At 46.8% G+C, this 14,320-nt stretch carries 11 protein-coding genes and 1 pseudogene; 5 read left to right on the top strand and 7 right to left on the bottom strand.

What is annotated here, in order from left to right; all coding sequences use genetic code 11:
- The first annotated feature begins 69 nt into the window (after positions 1-69).
- Positions 70-666, top strand: a complete 597-nt coding sequence (locus tag AC1VYS_RS08120) for an NAD(P)H oxidoreductase (RefSeq protein WP_482913793.1) — start codon at positions 70-72, stop codon at positions 664-666.
- A 244-nt stretch (positions 667-910) separates the two neighbouring features.
- On the opposite strand, the pseudogene AC1VYS_RS08115 reads toward AC1VYS_RS08120, so the two are convergent.
- Positions 911-1,147 (bottom strand): annotated as a pseudogene (locus tag AC1VYS_RS08115) (FusB/FusC family EF-G-binding protein); the annotation flags it as partial.
- Between the two features lie 298 nt (positions 1,148-1,445).
- Between AC1VYS_RS08115 and AC1VYS_RS08110 the strand changes: the two are divergent.
- Entirely contained in the window at positions 1,446-1,883 is a 438-nt protein-coding gene (locus AC1VYS_RS08110) for a hypothetical protein (protein WP_482913792.1), read from the top strand.
- 204 nt (positions 1,884-2,087) lie between these two features.
- Here AC1VYS_RS08110 and AC1VYS_RS08105 read toward each other — a convergent pair whose 3' ends face one another.
- The 5 genes from AC1VYS_RS08105 to AC1VYS_RS08085 all read right to left on the bottom strand — a co-directional run bounded on the left by AC1VYS_RS08105 (position 2,088) and on the right by AC1VYS_RS08085 (position 6,771).
- Positions 2,088-2,729 (bottom strand): FusB/FusC family EF-G-binding protein, encoded by a 642-nt coding sequence (locus tag AC1VYS_RS08105; RefSeq protein ID WP_482913791.1) that lies wholly within the window; start codon positions 2,727-2,729, stop codon positions 2,088-2,090.
- 252 nt (positions 2,730-2,981) lie between these two features.
- Positions 2,982-3,449 (bottom strand): GNAT family N-acetyltransferase, encoded by a 468-nt coding sequence (locus AC1VYS_RS08100; protein ID WP_482913790.1) that lies wholly within the window; start codon positions 3,447-3,449, stop codon positions 2,982-2,984.
- Between the two features lie 86 nt (positions 3,450-3,535).
- The gene (locus tag AC1VYS_RS08095; protein WP_482913789.1) at positions 3,536-4,183 is read right to left on the bottom strand and encodes a hypothetical protein; all 648 of its coding nucleotides are present in this window, start codon (positions 4,181-4,183) and stop codon (positions 3,536-3,538) included.
- 838 nt (positions 4,184-5,021) lie between these two features.
- Complete coding sequence (locus AC1VYS_RS08090) at positions 5,022-5,894, bottom strand: carbohydrate ABC transporter permease (protein WP_336122096.1); 873 nt, start codon at positions 5,892-5,894, stop codon at positions 5,022-5,024.
- Positions 5,895-5,913: 19 nt separating this feature from the next.
- Positions 5,914-6,771, bottom strand: coding sequence for an ABC transporter permease (locus AC1VYS_RS08085; RefSeq protein WP_253299247.1), 858 nt, complete (start codon positions 6,769-6,771; stop codon positions 5,914-5,916).
- Positions 6,772-7,229: 458 nt separating this feature from the next.
- On the opposite strand from AC1VYS_RS08085, the gene AC1VYS_RS08080 reads away from it, so the two are divergent.
- Positions 7,230-9,041, top strand: coding sequence for a sensor histidine kinase (locus AC1VYS_RS08080; protein ID WP_482913788.1), 1,812 nt, complete (start codon positions 7,230-7,232; stop codon positions 9,039-9,041).
- Positions 9,042-9,234: 193 nt separating this feature from the next.
- On the opposite strand, the gene AC1VYS_RS08075 is transcribed toward AC1VYS_RS08080, so the two are convergent.
- A complete protein-coding gene (locus tag AC1VYS_RS08075; RefSeq protein WP_482913787.1) occupies positions 9,235-10,179 on the bottom strand; it encodes a lysophospholipase in 945 nt (314 codons plus the stop codon).
- Positions 10,180-10,553: 374 nt separating this feature from the next.
- On the opposite strand from AC1VYS_RS08075, the gene AC1VYS_RS08070 reads away from it, so the two are divergent.
- Both AC1VYS_RS08070 and AC1VYS_RS08065 read left to right on the top strand, forming a co-directional pair.
- On the top strand, positions 10,554-12,161 hold the full coding sequence (locus AC1VYS_RS08070) for a response regulator transcription factor (protein ID WP_482913786.1): 1,608 nt from the start codon (positions 10,554-10,556) through the stop codon (positions 12,159-12,161).
- A 410-nt stretch (positions 12,162-12,571) separates the two neighbouring features.
- The gene (locus AC1VYS_RS08065) at positions 12,572-14,251 is read left to right on the top strand and encodes a type 2 periplasmic-binding domain-containing protein (RefSeq protein WP_482913785.1); all 1,680 of its coding nucleotides are present in this window, start codon (positions 12,572-12,574) and stop codon (positions 14,249-14,251) included.
- Positions 14,252-14,320: the final 69 nt, after the last annotated feature.

The following is a 14,320-nucleotide window of genomic DNA, read 5'->3' as shown; positions in this document are numbered from 1 at the left end:
CTGTTTATAATAGCATCAGCAGAGGAGCTATGGCTACCGAACCAGGCTCCAGAAAGGTTGTGATTGATAATGAACGTATTAGTGGTGGTATCTCATTCGCGCAAAGATTCCCTGACCTTTCAGGTCACAGGTCGTTTCGTTCAAGGTCTAACAGAAGCAGGTCATCAAGCCGAAATCGTAGATTTGCACGAGATTGGTTTTGATCCGATCCTGCGAGCAGAAGATGAACCGGACTATACGCAAGATAATCAGCGCTTCTCCCCTCAGATTGAAACGGAGATTACACGGCTCAAGAAACACGATGCTATTGCTTTTGTCTTCCCTCTATGGTGGTGGCATCTGCCAGCGATGCTGAAAGGGTATATTGACCGTGTGATGAACAACAGTTTTGCCTATGGTTCGAACAAGCTGCATCATGAGCAAATGTTGTGGATCGCTCTTGCCGGTGTGACGGAAGAACAGGTGAATAAGCGTAACTACGGTGAATCCATCCAAACCCTGCTCAATGTAGGTATCGCCGATTACTGTGGTGTCTCTAATTCAAAGGTTGAATTCCTGTATGAAACGGTGGATGCCCCACCGGAACACTATGAGGAACTGCTGAATCAGGCGTACGAGTTGGGCGTTAACTATGCCAGCGCATTTGCTGAACAGTCAACAAAATAAATGGTTTAATGGTTAGGGTACATCTGTGGCTTTCACGATATAAAATAAACACCTTACATTCCGCTCCGCCTTTGGTAAAATAAATCACCCTTAGCCGCTTTTCATAAGCGGTTATGGTAAGTAAAACACCCCGGCATTACACATCAAAAAGGGCCACTCAACTGAGCGGCCCTTCCTGTGTTTCGTGCTATTTTAAGATCTGTAATTATGCTGCGGTACGATGCTGCTTGTTTTGTAATATACCAAAATTGTCCGCTGACTGCGCCTTGGTCTTCACGTTGTAGAATCTAAGCTCCTGATGGCGATGACAGAACATGCAGTATCCCTTCTTGTTCGTGGCGGCAAGGCGTCCCTCAATACCAAGGAACTTCCCCTCGTGCGGATACACGATGAACAAACGGCTGGTCGCAATGTCGATCCATCTCAGATACGTGGTGTGTACATAATCGATAGATTCCAGATCAGGCAGTTTGAGCTTCTTCGCCCGCTCAGTATAGAACAGGATCAGAAGGGGTTATTGGCACAGCTTCGGGTGGAGTATTAGGTCAATGAGGCACACAATATATTGCACACAATTACTCAGAGTATGACTACTACAATATACTAAGCTATTATTACAGTTTTTCTGATAAAAGTAGTGGATACATCTAAACCGGGAATTATTAATCATTTACTTCAGTTTAAAAACATCAAACGTAATGTTTGGCGTTTTTTATGGGAATTTCAGCACATTTTTTCTATAATATAGATTATTCATTGATTTTAAATTATAGAAGGAGGTGATCATTATAACAAAAAAAGCATTCTACCTACTTCTTTTTTTCCTTCTTCTTCTCACTGCATGTACTTCAGAAGACTCTGGAAAAAATCTTGAGACTGAAAATGTTCAAAGAAAAGAGTCTGCTCCTATGATCACAAGTATTAAGACTAACTTTCCTGAAAAAGAAGGTTGGGTCGTAGTTCCTGCAAACAGTTCTGATTTGACGGTCACTGTAGAGGCAACTAACGCGGAAACACTTCTGTTCTGGTCCGTTCCAACTGGGACAGAGACGTGGAAAGAAAGAGAACTAATTGGGTACGATACCAGTGAGAGCGATGGTTGGAAAATAATATGGAATATTGCGGGTAAGTCATTACACAATCGTCTAGTCGTTCAAGCATTAGGAAGTGATGGAAAAACGATCACTGATGAAACGATAAATATTACGAATGAGTAAGTCTCACTAGAGTAAAAAAACAGTTCCTCCTGTGACTGGACTTTCACCCGCTAGAAGATGCGTGCTTAACTGGGCATGCCACATCAAAAAGGGCCGCTCAACTGAGCGGCCCTTCCTGTGTTTTGTTCTATTTTACCATCTGTAATTAGGCTACGTTACGATGCTGCTTGTTTTGTAATATATGCTGCACACAACTCTCCGACCTTATTTCATCGTTGCCAGCAAGAATTTCTCCAACATGCTAATGTCCGTGATGCTCTCGTTGCACGCCTGATCATCCATACAAACATACTGACCCACAGACGCAAAGTTGTCCGCCGACTGTGCCTTGGTCTTCACGTTGTAGAATCCAAGCTCCTGATGGCGATGACAGAACATGCAGTATCCCTTCTTGTTCGTGGCGGCAAGGCGTCCCTCAATCCCGAGGAACTTGCCTTCGTGCGGGTACACGATGAACAAGCGGCTGGTTGCAATGTCGATCCATCTCAGATACGTGGTGTGTGTATAATCGATGGATTCCAGATCAGGCAGTTTGAGCTTTTTGGCCTTCGGGAACAGCTTTTGAATCTGCTTAGCTGTGACCTGAGGGTATGGAATCAGATATGCCTTAAGCTGATTCAAATATTGCTGCACGTCATGCGGCGTATTATACGTGGATAGCTGCTCCAGCAGCTGTTTCTGTTCCGGCGTCAGATCCTCGAAGATGCCTACGGCATTCGTACTGACGGTATAGCGGACCGTATCCAATACTTTGGGGTCCACGACCGAGCGCAGCGTTTTCAACAGAAATTCGGCTTGTTTATAGATATAGTTGAACTGATGATTATGAATAAATGGTGTTTGCATGGCCTTCAGCCCCTTATTTATAGTGGTCGAGCAAATAAGGTGCAAAGCCTGCGGGTCGAACCATGATATTGTTGTTGATTTCAGGGCACACGATCTCATGTTGTCGCGCCCTACACAAAGTCCGCCCCTATTCAGGCTTTGCGTAAGGCTTTCTAGCGAACGAGCAATCCGGCATCATCCCTATTGCCACGTCATAACCCCCAATGCAGTCGATATACGGGAATTATAGCAGGAATATAGGGAGAGAGGCAATTACAACGTTAACACTGCCTGCATCTCACCGCAGGACAACTCCTCACCTGTAAGTTGAAAACCAAGAGAGTCATAGATTTTCTTAGCAGGCACATTTTCCGGTTTATACGTTAGTTCTACCACTTTGCCTTCCCCACGCGGGGCTGAACGTGCATACGCAATCGCTTTCTCTACCATTTCTCTGCCGTAACCCTGGCCTTGGTACCGATGGTCAATCATCATTTTGAAAATGCCATAGCTGCTGTACTCGAAATTTCCATCTCCATCGTCATAATACATCGAAATAAATCCGACCATTCGTTCTTCCTTATATACTGCAAATGTAATAATGCTCTGCCCCTCATCCGAGGCTATGTACGCTTCTGCAAGTGCATGCTGATTCGAAGAGATGAATTGTTGCTGATCCGGAGAAACCTTGAGTTCAATACATTCAATAAAATTATCCCAAGTGATTTTTCTGAATTCCATTTCTTTTCCCCCTGCTCGTAGAGTGAATTGTAGATACTCCCCCATACATGCGCTAATATCTGTTCATCTTGTCTTAGTACTTCATCTTAGTACTTCTCTCTAAATCGTTCGGCCCACCAGTCCTTCTTCATTAGATATTCCGTTCTAATCGGCATAATCAAGTAGTCATCTGCGACTTCAATCGGCTCATGAGGACCGTTATAGATTAATTCCACATTCATATGAAAGGGGTGAATAATCCTGCCCGTTTCCACCTCAAACTCCCGAACATACCTTATAACATCCGGTTTACCTTCCCAGTAATACATCGCAGCCTTTCCACCTGCGGGCATGTTCCACCACTGGATGAAGGAGGGCCATTGTGCGATCAAAGCATCCCTCAGTCCCTGATGTTCGATGGCTTCAAATTGGGGTGGGTTAAACACAAAAGGAGATACATAGTTGTGGTTAAGGTGTTTAAACTTTACTTGGGCCTGTGATCGAAAATTGGATACGGCTGTCTGCCGGATCTTTGCTTCCGCTTTTTGTTGAATGCTGCCCATCCAGAAATCTTGCCACTTTGTCTCAAACTCCTGATGTAGCTCATCTGCTAAAACAACCTGCCTGTCAGGCCATGTACTGTGCTCATGGAAATACGTATTACATATGCCATACGCTCTGGCGACATATACCAGAAAGTTCAACTCAACATCGCTTGATATACACACAGACCAGGAATTCGAATCCGTCATCATAACGAGCTTTTCCTCCTCTCATATGTAATTTTCTATTTTTCCCATCGTACCATTTTATTCAAATAAAGGTAACCGGAGAGATTTTAGTTCAGCATGAGAGAAGCTACTTACATAGAACTGGTAGTACTGGTAAAATAAAAAACGGGTACAGTGCCATTAGTATCAATTGGGTTTCAATAGTTGAAGTACATATAGTTCGCGCCAAAAAAGGATGTGATCATTTGAAAAATAAAAAGATAATCATTAGCATTTTTACGCTATGTATCTTACTCCTATTCGGTTTTATGAGATGGGACCATCTTGAATCTGCGTCCAGCGCAGACTTTAAATATAAGTATGATCGATGGACAGGTCAGATATGGGTTGAATTCTATCCACCTCTAGCCTCCTCTCCCAATAGCATGGAGTTTCCACTCATTTACATTGATGAAATACAACCGAACGATATTAATAACTACTTAGCAAAACAAGCTCTTTCTGGAGAACTGGTGAACAAGTGGATTGAGAGAACTCAATATACGGACGGATACTTAGGTCTGCTATTGTTGAATATCATCGTAACTGTGTATAGTTGCTTAAAGATATGGATGAAGAGACGTAATACAAATCAAAACTTGCAAAAATCGTAGCTTAATATTCATGATGATTGCCGCTTCTGCGTGATCACACCATATGGACTCTGTCTGTTAAAAACCACAAAAAAGAAGCCGCCTCCCTGGCCTTCCCCAGTTTGGCAGCTTTCTTTTCACGTTACATTAACATAACTTGAAAACAAACGTTTACACATATTTCACTTCTCAATCCTTATTAACGCCATTCCAATTACAGCCTTAAGTCCCTACTCCTTCACGGCCCCGACCACAATCCCACTTACAAAGTAACGTTGCAGGAATGGATACACGAGCAAGATCGGCAGTGCGCTGATGAAAATTTGTGATGCCCGGATGGTCCGTTGGGACAGGTTCGCAATCGCTTGCGGGTCCATCTTGGTCATGTCGCCTTGCACGATTATCGTCTGCATGAATGTCGCCAGAGGCAACTTCTCCGAATCACGAATGTAGATGATCCCGTCAAAGTACGCATTCCAGTGCCCCACCATCATGAACAGAGACACGGTAGCAATAACCGGCACGGACACGGGCAGATAGATTTTCACAAACGACTGGAAATGACCTGCGCCATCGATAAAGGCGGCCTCCTCCAGATCCTTCGGCACTGTACGGAAGAAATTCAGCAGCAGAATGATGTTGAACACCGCCACAAGACCTGGCAGGATCAGTGCCCACAGCGTGTTCATCAGGCCCAGTTTCAGAATGAGGATATACCCCGGAATCAGACCCCCACTGAATAGCATCGTGATGACAAAATACCACAGGTAGACATTACGCGCGCGGAACACTCGCGTCTCCTTCGACAGCGCATACGCCGCAAGCGTATTGACGATGAGTGCAAGCCCGGTGCCCAGCACCGTCCGCTCCACCGATACCCAGAGCGAGGACAAGAAGTTGGAGTTATCAAACGTCTTGGCGTACGCCTCGAACGTAAATCCAATCGGCCAGAATGTCACAAGCCCTGCATTCGCAGGGGCGGACGAACTGAGGGATACCATCAGTAAGTGATACAGCGGCAGCAAGCAGAGCACCGAAAGGATGGTCAGAAACACATTGTTGAAGATGCTGAAAATGCGATAAGGTAACGTTTTATGATACATGGTTCGTCATCATCCTTTCTTAGAAAATTCGGTATCCGGCAAAACGATACGCCAGTCGGTACGAGATCACGATGAGGATCAGACTGATGACCGATTTGAACAGATTGACCGCCGTTGCAAAGCTGAACTGTCCGCTCAGCAGACCTTCGCGATACACAAACGTATCGATGATATCCGCTTGCTGATAGATTAATGGGCTGTACAAGTTGAAGATTTGGTCAAAGTTGGCGTTCAGCACGTTGCCCAGCGCCAGCGTCGCAATAACGATTCCGATTGGAATGAGTGCAGGAATCGTGATATACATCGTCTGCTTCCAGCGCCCCGCCCCATCCACTTCAGCGGCTTCATACAGAGACGGGTTGATGCCCGCCAGTGCTGCAAGGAAGATAATCGTGTTAAAACCAAACTCTTTCCACACATCACTGATGATGACGGTGAACCTGAACCAGTTGCCATCTCCAAGGAAGAAGATCGGTTTGATGCCAAACACCGACACCAGAAACTGATTCAATATGCCCGTCTGTGCCAGAATGTCGATCAGAATACCGGACAGTGTCACCCAGGACAAGAAGTGCGGCAGATACACTAATGTCTGGATCGTACGTTTCAGCGCCATCTTCCGTACCTCATTGAGCAATAGCGCAAAGATAAACGGAATGATCAAGTTCATGATAATCTTTGAGCAGGCAAAGAATAGGGTGTTCCACGTAATTTGCAGGAAATAATCATTGGTCCACATATACTCGAAATGCTTCAGCCCCACCCACTCTGAACCCGTAAACCCCCGCGCAGGTTTGTAATCCTGAAAGGCCATTAGAATACCTGACATCGGAATATATGAAAATATAAAGACCATAATGGCCGCTGGCAGCACCATGAAGTGCAACACCCACGGCTGTTTGTAGCGTTTTTTCTTCTTTTTTTCCAGCTTGTTGCCGACATTCGCCTGCGGTAGCCGTTGACCCTCTATTTTAGCCTCCATATGAACCTTCTCCTGTTCCCAAAAAAAGTTTTTGTGTGTCTTGGGCTTCTCTGATATAAATAGTATCAAGCCATTCCGAGGTCTGACTATATAACATTGTTAGGGTGGATAGGGTTTTGTTAGTTTGATCTATATTAATGAACTAATCGTATTATTTACACGAGCCACTCCGAGGACAGAATAACCTTTCAATCGCTGTTATCTCCAGATTTTTTTGATTCCCTTCTTAAAGGGAAAATCCGGGGATAAAGGCGACCGCTTCACTTTTCCAGGTTTTTTCTGTCCTCTCCGTTACATGTGTAAATAAAAACGTTCAATAATATAGTTAGATGTGAATGTAGAGGAGACTTTTTATGCATACATGGGAGCGCTTTAACGTTTTTCAAAAAGGAATCCGATCCCGCTTCAGCCTTTTTGCCAAAATCAATCTGTTAATCATCATTTTGTTCATCCCGATTCTGATCATGTATACCTATTCGAACAACGTCACCTACGACGTCGTCAGCAAAGAACTGCAAGTGTCTAACACCAAGCAGCTCACGTTCCTGTCCAGTCAGATCGACTCGCGTATCAATCAGATGATGGATTTCAGTCTTATTCTCTCGCGTGATCCGAATGTGCGAGCCTTCAACGGTCTGAACCTGTGGCAGGATAAGTACGACCAGATGCAGACGAGATACATCATTCAAGAGAAAATGACGCTCCAGACCGGCGTAACCGATCTCTGGCCTACCCGCTACGCGGTGTACTCCCAGCAGAACAAGGAGGTTATTGCGAACTACACCCGCGATACGGGTTATGATGAGGCGTATTTGAAAAAAAATATGAGCGGACAATGGACCTACGGGGATCATTCCACCGATTTGAAAGACGCCATGCAATCTTTCTATTGGTTCTATACCGATTCATTAGCACAACCGGGCATGCTCACGGGCAGCAATCTGGTCATTGAAGCCAGCTTCAGCTACGAGAATATTCAGAATATGCTAGACACGTACAAAGCAGGCGGCCAGGGCGATCCATTCTTTTATCACAAGGGCAATGCCCCTATTCTAAACCGCACCGCAGACAAGCAGTTATCCGGCGAACTGATCCGTTATCTGGACACTCACTCGCTCGAAGATACAACACAGGATGTCGTGGAGTTGGGCGGCAAAAACTATCTTGTCAGCACCGTCAAATCCACGTATCTGGACTGGCATCTGGTGGATGTCGTGCCGTTATATCAGATTTTGGAGCCGATCTCGCTGAGTCAGAATCTGTTTTATGCCTGCATGATTTTGCTGCTCGTTGTGGGTATTTCGGCGTCAATCTTACTCTATCGTAATGTGCAGTACCCGATCCAGAAACTGATCAAAGGTCTGCGCCGCGTGCAACAAGGTGATTACTCCGTGCGTTTGCACAGCAATAACCAGAATGAGTTTTCGTTCCTGTTCCACCGTTTCAACGACATGTCTCACCAGATTCAGGACCTGATCGAAAATGTCTTTCAGGAAAAAATACGAGCCAGAGAAGCGACGCTCAAGCAGCTTCAGGCACAGATTAACCCGCATTTTCTATATAACTGTCTCGGTTATATCATCAACATGGCGCAGATGAAGGACGAGCAAGCTGTGGTATCCATGGCGCATAATCTGAGTGCATACTATCGCTACACCACCAGGATGGAACGGGAAACCTCTTCATTGCAGGAAGAGATCAAGCTGCTCGTTAACTATCTGGATATTCAGAAGCTGCGCAATGGCCGTATTGAATATCACATCGATATTCCGGAGCACATGCTTGCTCAATCGGTACCGCGTTTAATGCTTCAGCCGATGGTGGAGAATTCGGTGATTCATGGTGTCGGGAAGTCGTATACCTCCGGGGAGATTCGTATCACCGGGGAGAGTGTGAATGGCTTTGGCAAAATCTACATTGACGACGACGGCCCCGGTCTCACGCCGGAGCAGTACGAAGCGTTGAACCAAGAAATGCTGGAGCCGTTGCAAGAGGAAGTCGGATGCGGTCTCTGGAATACGTATCAGCGCATGATCCACACCTTTGGCAGTCATTCCTATCTCCTGTTCGGCCCATCACCGCTTGGCGGATTCCGCACCGAAATCGTTTGGGAAATCCCCAGCGAGGATACTGACAAGGAACATGGGAACGACTCAGGCGGATGATTAAAGACAGATTGACCTGATCATCCCTTAAGGGCCTCGCATAACGATTGCACGTACTAAAAAACGCCTTCCAACCGCTCATTGTAGCGGCGGTAAAGGCGTTTTTCTTTCTTATTGGTATCTTCTTGCTTCGTATCTTCTTCGTACCCTCTTTGCTATCTTCTTGCTTTCTTTTTTCCATTTGTGACTACGTCTATACTTTCTTGCTCATCCGCTCATCCAGCCAATTCACAATATCAGCGGTGACCTCGTCCCGATTGGTTTCGTTCAGCATCTCATGCCGCCCGCCCGGATACAGCTTGTAGGTCACGTTGTCGATGCCCTGCTGCTTATAGGCGTTGTACAGCCGGATAATGCCTTTGCCAAAGCTGCCTACCGGGTCCTTGTCTCCAGCGAAGATATGAATCGGCAGGTTTTTGCGCACCAGATTCAGATTGTTTTTGATCCCGAGCTGCTCGAGTCCAGTGAAAAAGTCTGCAAAAAATCCTGTCGTAAACACCGTTCCGCAGAACGGATCACGAATATATTTGTCGACCTCTTCCTCATCCCGGCTAAGCCAGTCGAACTCAGTGCGGACAGGCTTGAACGCATCGTTGTAGCTGCCGAAGGACAACTTGTTCATCCGATGGCTCGGTACACGTCTGCCACGGCGACGAATCTCTTCTTTGGTTAACAGCGCAGCCGCATGAAGAATAAAGCGCACATGCAGTGTAGAACCCGACAAGATAACCCCGTCTAATTCTTCGCCATAGAGCATCAGATAACGTTGCGTAACAAACGAGCCCATACTATGACCCATCAGAAATAGAGGGAGTTCAGGATACTTCTTCTTAATGATGCCCGTCAGTTTATACAGATCATGCACCATCCACTCGAATCCGTCGCGATCTGCCAGATGACCCAGGTTCTCCACAACTTCTGCCGTCTTGCCATGCCCGCGCTGGTCGTGGATGTACACGATGTATCCATTCCGATTCAGTTCCAGCGCAAAACGCTCATATCGAGCCGCCGTCTCCGCCATGCCGTGGCAGATCTGCACCACTCCTTTGACCTGAGTGTCACTCGCAGGTAGCCAGTTATATACATGGATTCGAGTTCCTTCATCCGATGTAAAATTAAAATGATTTGTCGTACTCACAAAATCCCCCCGTAATGATTCGTTTTCTCTTCTTTCTCTTCTTTCTCTTCTTTTTCTTTTTCTTCGTCTTCTTCGTCGTTGTCATCTTTTTCTTTATGTATTTCTGTAGTTCCTCATATACTGCACGGTTTCCACATGCTGAGTGACCAGCTGTACATATTCATCCTACTTCTATAAGGAGGAGTTCAGCAATTGCAGTTTCAACCCTATATATCGGAATACTATTCATAAATATTCAATATTCATTCCTTTTTTTCAAGGACATATGTGCACGGAACTGTTTCCATAGAGAAGCAGATGGTGGTGTGATATACTGCTTGCAACACATGTCAGCTTAGAAGCGTGTAAACCCTCAAGCAAGGAGACAAAGCAACATGCAAATGATCATCGTAGACGATGAAGCACACTGGGTCGACAACCTGTCCATGACCAAACCCTGGCATACGCTCGGGATCGAACAGGTTCACCGGGCATACTCCGCTCGCGAAGCCCTGCAACTCATCGAAACCCATCCGATTGATATCGTAATCTCGGACATTCAGATGCCGGAAATGACAGGCATAGAGCTGATCGAACGCATCCGCATCCGGGACAAAAAAATAAAATGCATCCTCTTATCCGGCTACTCCGAATTCGATTATGCCAAGAAAGCCATCCAGTACGAAGCCGTGGACTACCTGCTCAAACCGCCAACAGATGACGAACTGATCGGCGCCGTGCAGAAAGCCATCGATCAGCTTAACAATGAATGGGCGCTTGTCAGCTCCCTATCGCGAACGCAGTTTACCCTGCGCGAGAATTTGCCGCATCTGCGTGGACGCCTTCTTTTGGAGACATTACAAGGACATCGGTTCTCCGCCAGCGAATGGGAGCGCAAGCTGAACAATTATGACCTACCCTTCCACACCGGAGATGCCGCGCTGATGCTGGTCCGTATGGAGGAGGAGTTCGGCCACTACGACAGCCATGATCAGACCCTGATCGAATATGCCATCATCAACATGGCGGAGGAGATTATGGGTGAGTTTATGCACGTGTGGGGTGTGAAGGAAGAGCACGGGTATGTCGTGTTTTTACTGCAATTGAAGGAACGAAGCGGCGATATTGGAAAAGAAACCATTCTGGAGAAGCTGTCCATCCAGCTTCAATCCAAAGTAAAACAGTTTCTGAAAGGCTCCCTATCCATTGTCATGACCGAGTGGTTCACCTTCCCGGAACAGATCTACGATCGCTTCCGTCAGGCTTCCGCCTATTTCCGCCAGATCGTCGGGGATGAGCGTGAATTCGTCATGCGGGTGACGGATGTCGAAGCACCTGCGGCACAAGGTCCGCTGGATGTGCTGTACACTCCGCCTACCTTCATTCAACTGCTGGAAAGCGGCCAATGGGATGCCGCCGAAGATAAAATCCGTGCCGTCTGCACCGAACTGGACGAGAAATGGTCGGAATCATGGGAACACTGTATGGAGGCGGGTTTTCTCATCACCGCTGCTTTCACGAACCTGGCTCATCGGAACAAGCTCACCCTGGCAGGCTTAATGGGCAGTGAGATCGAGCAACTACAAAGCGGAGAAGTCTTCTCCACCATCGGCAAGCTGCGCAAATGGTCGCTCGGCGTGCTCGTCAAACTCAAGGAAGGCACGTCCAACGAGGTCAAGGATACCCGATCCGAGTACGTGAAGAAGATTCAGGAGTTTACCGATAAAAACCTGCATCTGGATGTTTCTTTGCGTGTACTCGCAGACCATGTGAATCTGCATCCAACACATCTGTCCAAGATTTATAAGATCGAGACTGGCGAGGGTATCAGTGAATATATCGCCCGTCTGCGGATGGATCGGGCCTGCCACAAGCTGGTTACGACCACCAAAAAAGTATATGAGATCAGCCTGGAGATCGGCTATATGGACCCGGCGTATTTTATCAAAGTGTTCAAACGTCAATTCGGCGTGACACCGCAAGAGTACCGCGACCAGCATTAATATGAATACGGTTGTTAAAACTTGCTTTGGAATTACTGGAATTACGTTACGTTTATATAAGTTGATCTATTCATTTACACGTGAACGGAGAGGACAGAAAAAACCTGAAAAAGCGGAGCTAAAAGCTTTCTGAAAGAAAGCTGCATCGGAAGCATAAGCTTCGCCTTTATCACCGGATTTTCCTCTTTAAAAAGGGAATCAAAAAAATCTGGGGATAACAGCGATTGGAAGGTTGTTCTGTAATCGTAGTGGATTGTGTAAATTTTTTAGTTCAACTTATATAGATTGCGATAACCAAAGTTTTTACACTAAGAGAGTCCTATCGAAACTAACAAACTCATATAGATGCCCTCCCGCTCCACTTGGTACAGTTACAGTGTAAAGATCATACATCGTAGGGGGATTGAACAATGATCAAATTCAAAACATGGTGGTCCTTGCTCATGGTCATCGCACTCATCACCATCACTGCATGCGGCAGTGGCGAGTCAGCCAGTGAGAAAGGCACGAATGATACACAAGAGGCTGTCGGCTCTGCGGAAGCGGAAGCGGCGTTTGCCAAAGGAAAATACGACCCGCCCATCGAATTCAGCTCCGTGCTGATGCCGAAAAAATACGCTCATGGCGATACCAAAGAGAACAACGTACATGACCGTTGGATGCTCGAAACGCTGGGCATGAAGCACAAAGATACGTGGTATCCGGCCACTGACGATCAATACAGACAGAAGCTGCAGCTGGCAATTGCGTCTGGCGAGAAGCTGCCTGATTTCGTAACCGTGCCAACGAACGCGGTACTGACGAATCAGCTGATCGACTCCGGTCAATTCATCGCTATTGATGAGCTGTTCGAGAAGTATGCAAGCCCGATTCTGAAAGAGCACGCGGCAGCACATCCTGAGCTGTGGTACCCGTTCACCAAGGACGGCAAAAAGTACAACATGCCCATCATGGAGTACACGGATAACGACGATACCCTGCTCTGGCTTCGTGAGGACTGGATGGAGAAGCTGAACCTGGAAGCGCCAAAAACCATCGCAGACCTTGAAAACATCATGGACAAATTCAAAAACGAGAACCCGGACGGTCTGTCTCCAGACAAAGTATTCCCGCTGGCGATCTCGCTGAAAAACAACACCAACACCTGGATGGGCCAGCTCGACTGGTTGTTCGGTGCATACGGTACAATTGAAGAGCAATGGAACAAAGACGCAAACGGCAATCTGGAGTACGGCTCCGTGAACCCAGGTGCGAAACAAGCCCTTGCCAAGCTGGCTGAATGGATGGAAAAAGGATATATCCACGCCGACTCCGCGCTATGGGACGAAGGTAAATCCGCTGAGAGCTGGACCGCTGGCAAAGCCGGCATTCTGCCTGGCGCAAACTGGGTACCGGACTGGCCTGCTCCAGACCTACTGAAGAACGTACCGGGCGCGAAATACAAAGCTTACCCTGTTCCAGCTGGTCCAGACGGCAAGATCGGTACGAAATGGCAGAACTCTGGCGTCAACGCAAGTATCATGATCAACAAAGACGCGAAGCACCCGGAAGCGATTTTCCTGTACTACAACTACTTGCTGGATAACCTGGCGAATCCGAAAGCGGGAAGCCCGTACGAGTACGGCTTTGCGAAAGGATACGACTGGGATGTCGTAGACGGTAAACCGACCAGTGACAAAGAGAAGATCAAAGACTTCTCCAACGAATTCCCGTTCCTGACCGGCCCGGCGCGTATTCCAGATCTGTACATGAAAACACTCGTGAAACTCGCGAACGGCGAGAAAGCTGAGACACCTTACGAGAAACAAATGGCCGAATTCCGTAAACCGGAAAACTGGTATGCAGGTAAAGTGGTTATGTCCCAGATCGACATCCGCAAACAAAACTATTTCACAGGCGCAGCCACACCAACCATGGTATCCAAGTGGAATCTGCTCCGTCAGTCCGAGCTCGAAACCTTCAACAAAATCATCTACGGCAAACTGCCAATCGATGCATTCGATCAATTCGTAGCTAACTGGAAATCCAACGGCGGCGACCAAATCACCCAAGAGGTGAATGATTGGTTCAAGTCTGTGAGTGGGAAGTAAGGATTTGTTTTTGTGAAAAGTAGAGCACTAAAACCCGAGCCGAAGCGAGTTATTCACGCTTCGGCTCGG

This window comes from Paenibacillus sp. G34 (assembly GCF_056856875.1).
The sequence above is the reverse complement of the archived record's forward strand: the minus strand, read 5'-3'. Positions and strand labels throughout refer to the sequence as shown.

Bases quoted from the DNA above. Each gene is read 5' to 3' on its own strand.
- AC1VYS_RS08120 (WP_482913793.1), top strand. From the start codon at position 70: ATGAACGTATTAGTGGTGGTATCTCATTCGCGCAAAGATTCCCTGACC.
- AC1VYS_RS08105 (WP_482913791.1), bottom strand. From the start codon at position 2,729: ATGCAAACACCATTTATTCATAATCATCAGTTCAACTATATCTATAAA.
- AC1VYS_RS08100 (WP_482913790.1), bottom strand. From the start codon at position 3,449: ATGGAATTCAGAAAAATCACTTGGGATAATTTTATTGAATGTATTGAA.
- AC1VYS_RS08095 (WP_482913789.1), bottom strand. From the start codon at position 4,183: ATGATGACGGATTCGAATTCCTGGTCTGTGTGTATATCAAGCGATGTT.
- AC1VYS_RS08090 (WP_336122096.1), bottom strand. From the start codon at position 5,894: ATGTATCATAAAACGTTACCTTATCGCATTTTCAGCATCTTCAACAAT.
- AC1VYS_RS08085 (WP_253299247.1), bottom strand. From the start codon at position 6,771: ATGGTGCTGCCAGCGGCCATTATGGTCTTTATATTTTCATATATTCCG.
- AC1VYS_RS08080 (WP_482913788.1), top strand. From the start codon at position 7,230: ATGCATACATGGGAGCGCTTTAACGTTTTTCAAAAAGGAATCCGATCC.
- AC1VYS_RS08070 (WP_482913786.1), top strand. From the start codon at position 10,554: ATGCAAATGATCATCGTAGACGATGAAGCACACTGGGTCGACAACCTG.
- AC1VYS_RS08065 (WP_482913785.1), top strand. From the start codon at position 12,572: ATGATCAAATTCAAAACATGGTGGTCCTTGCTCATGGTCATCGCACTC.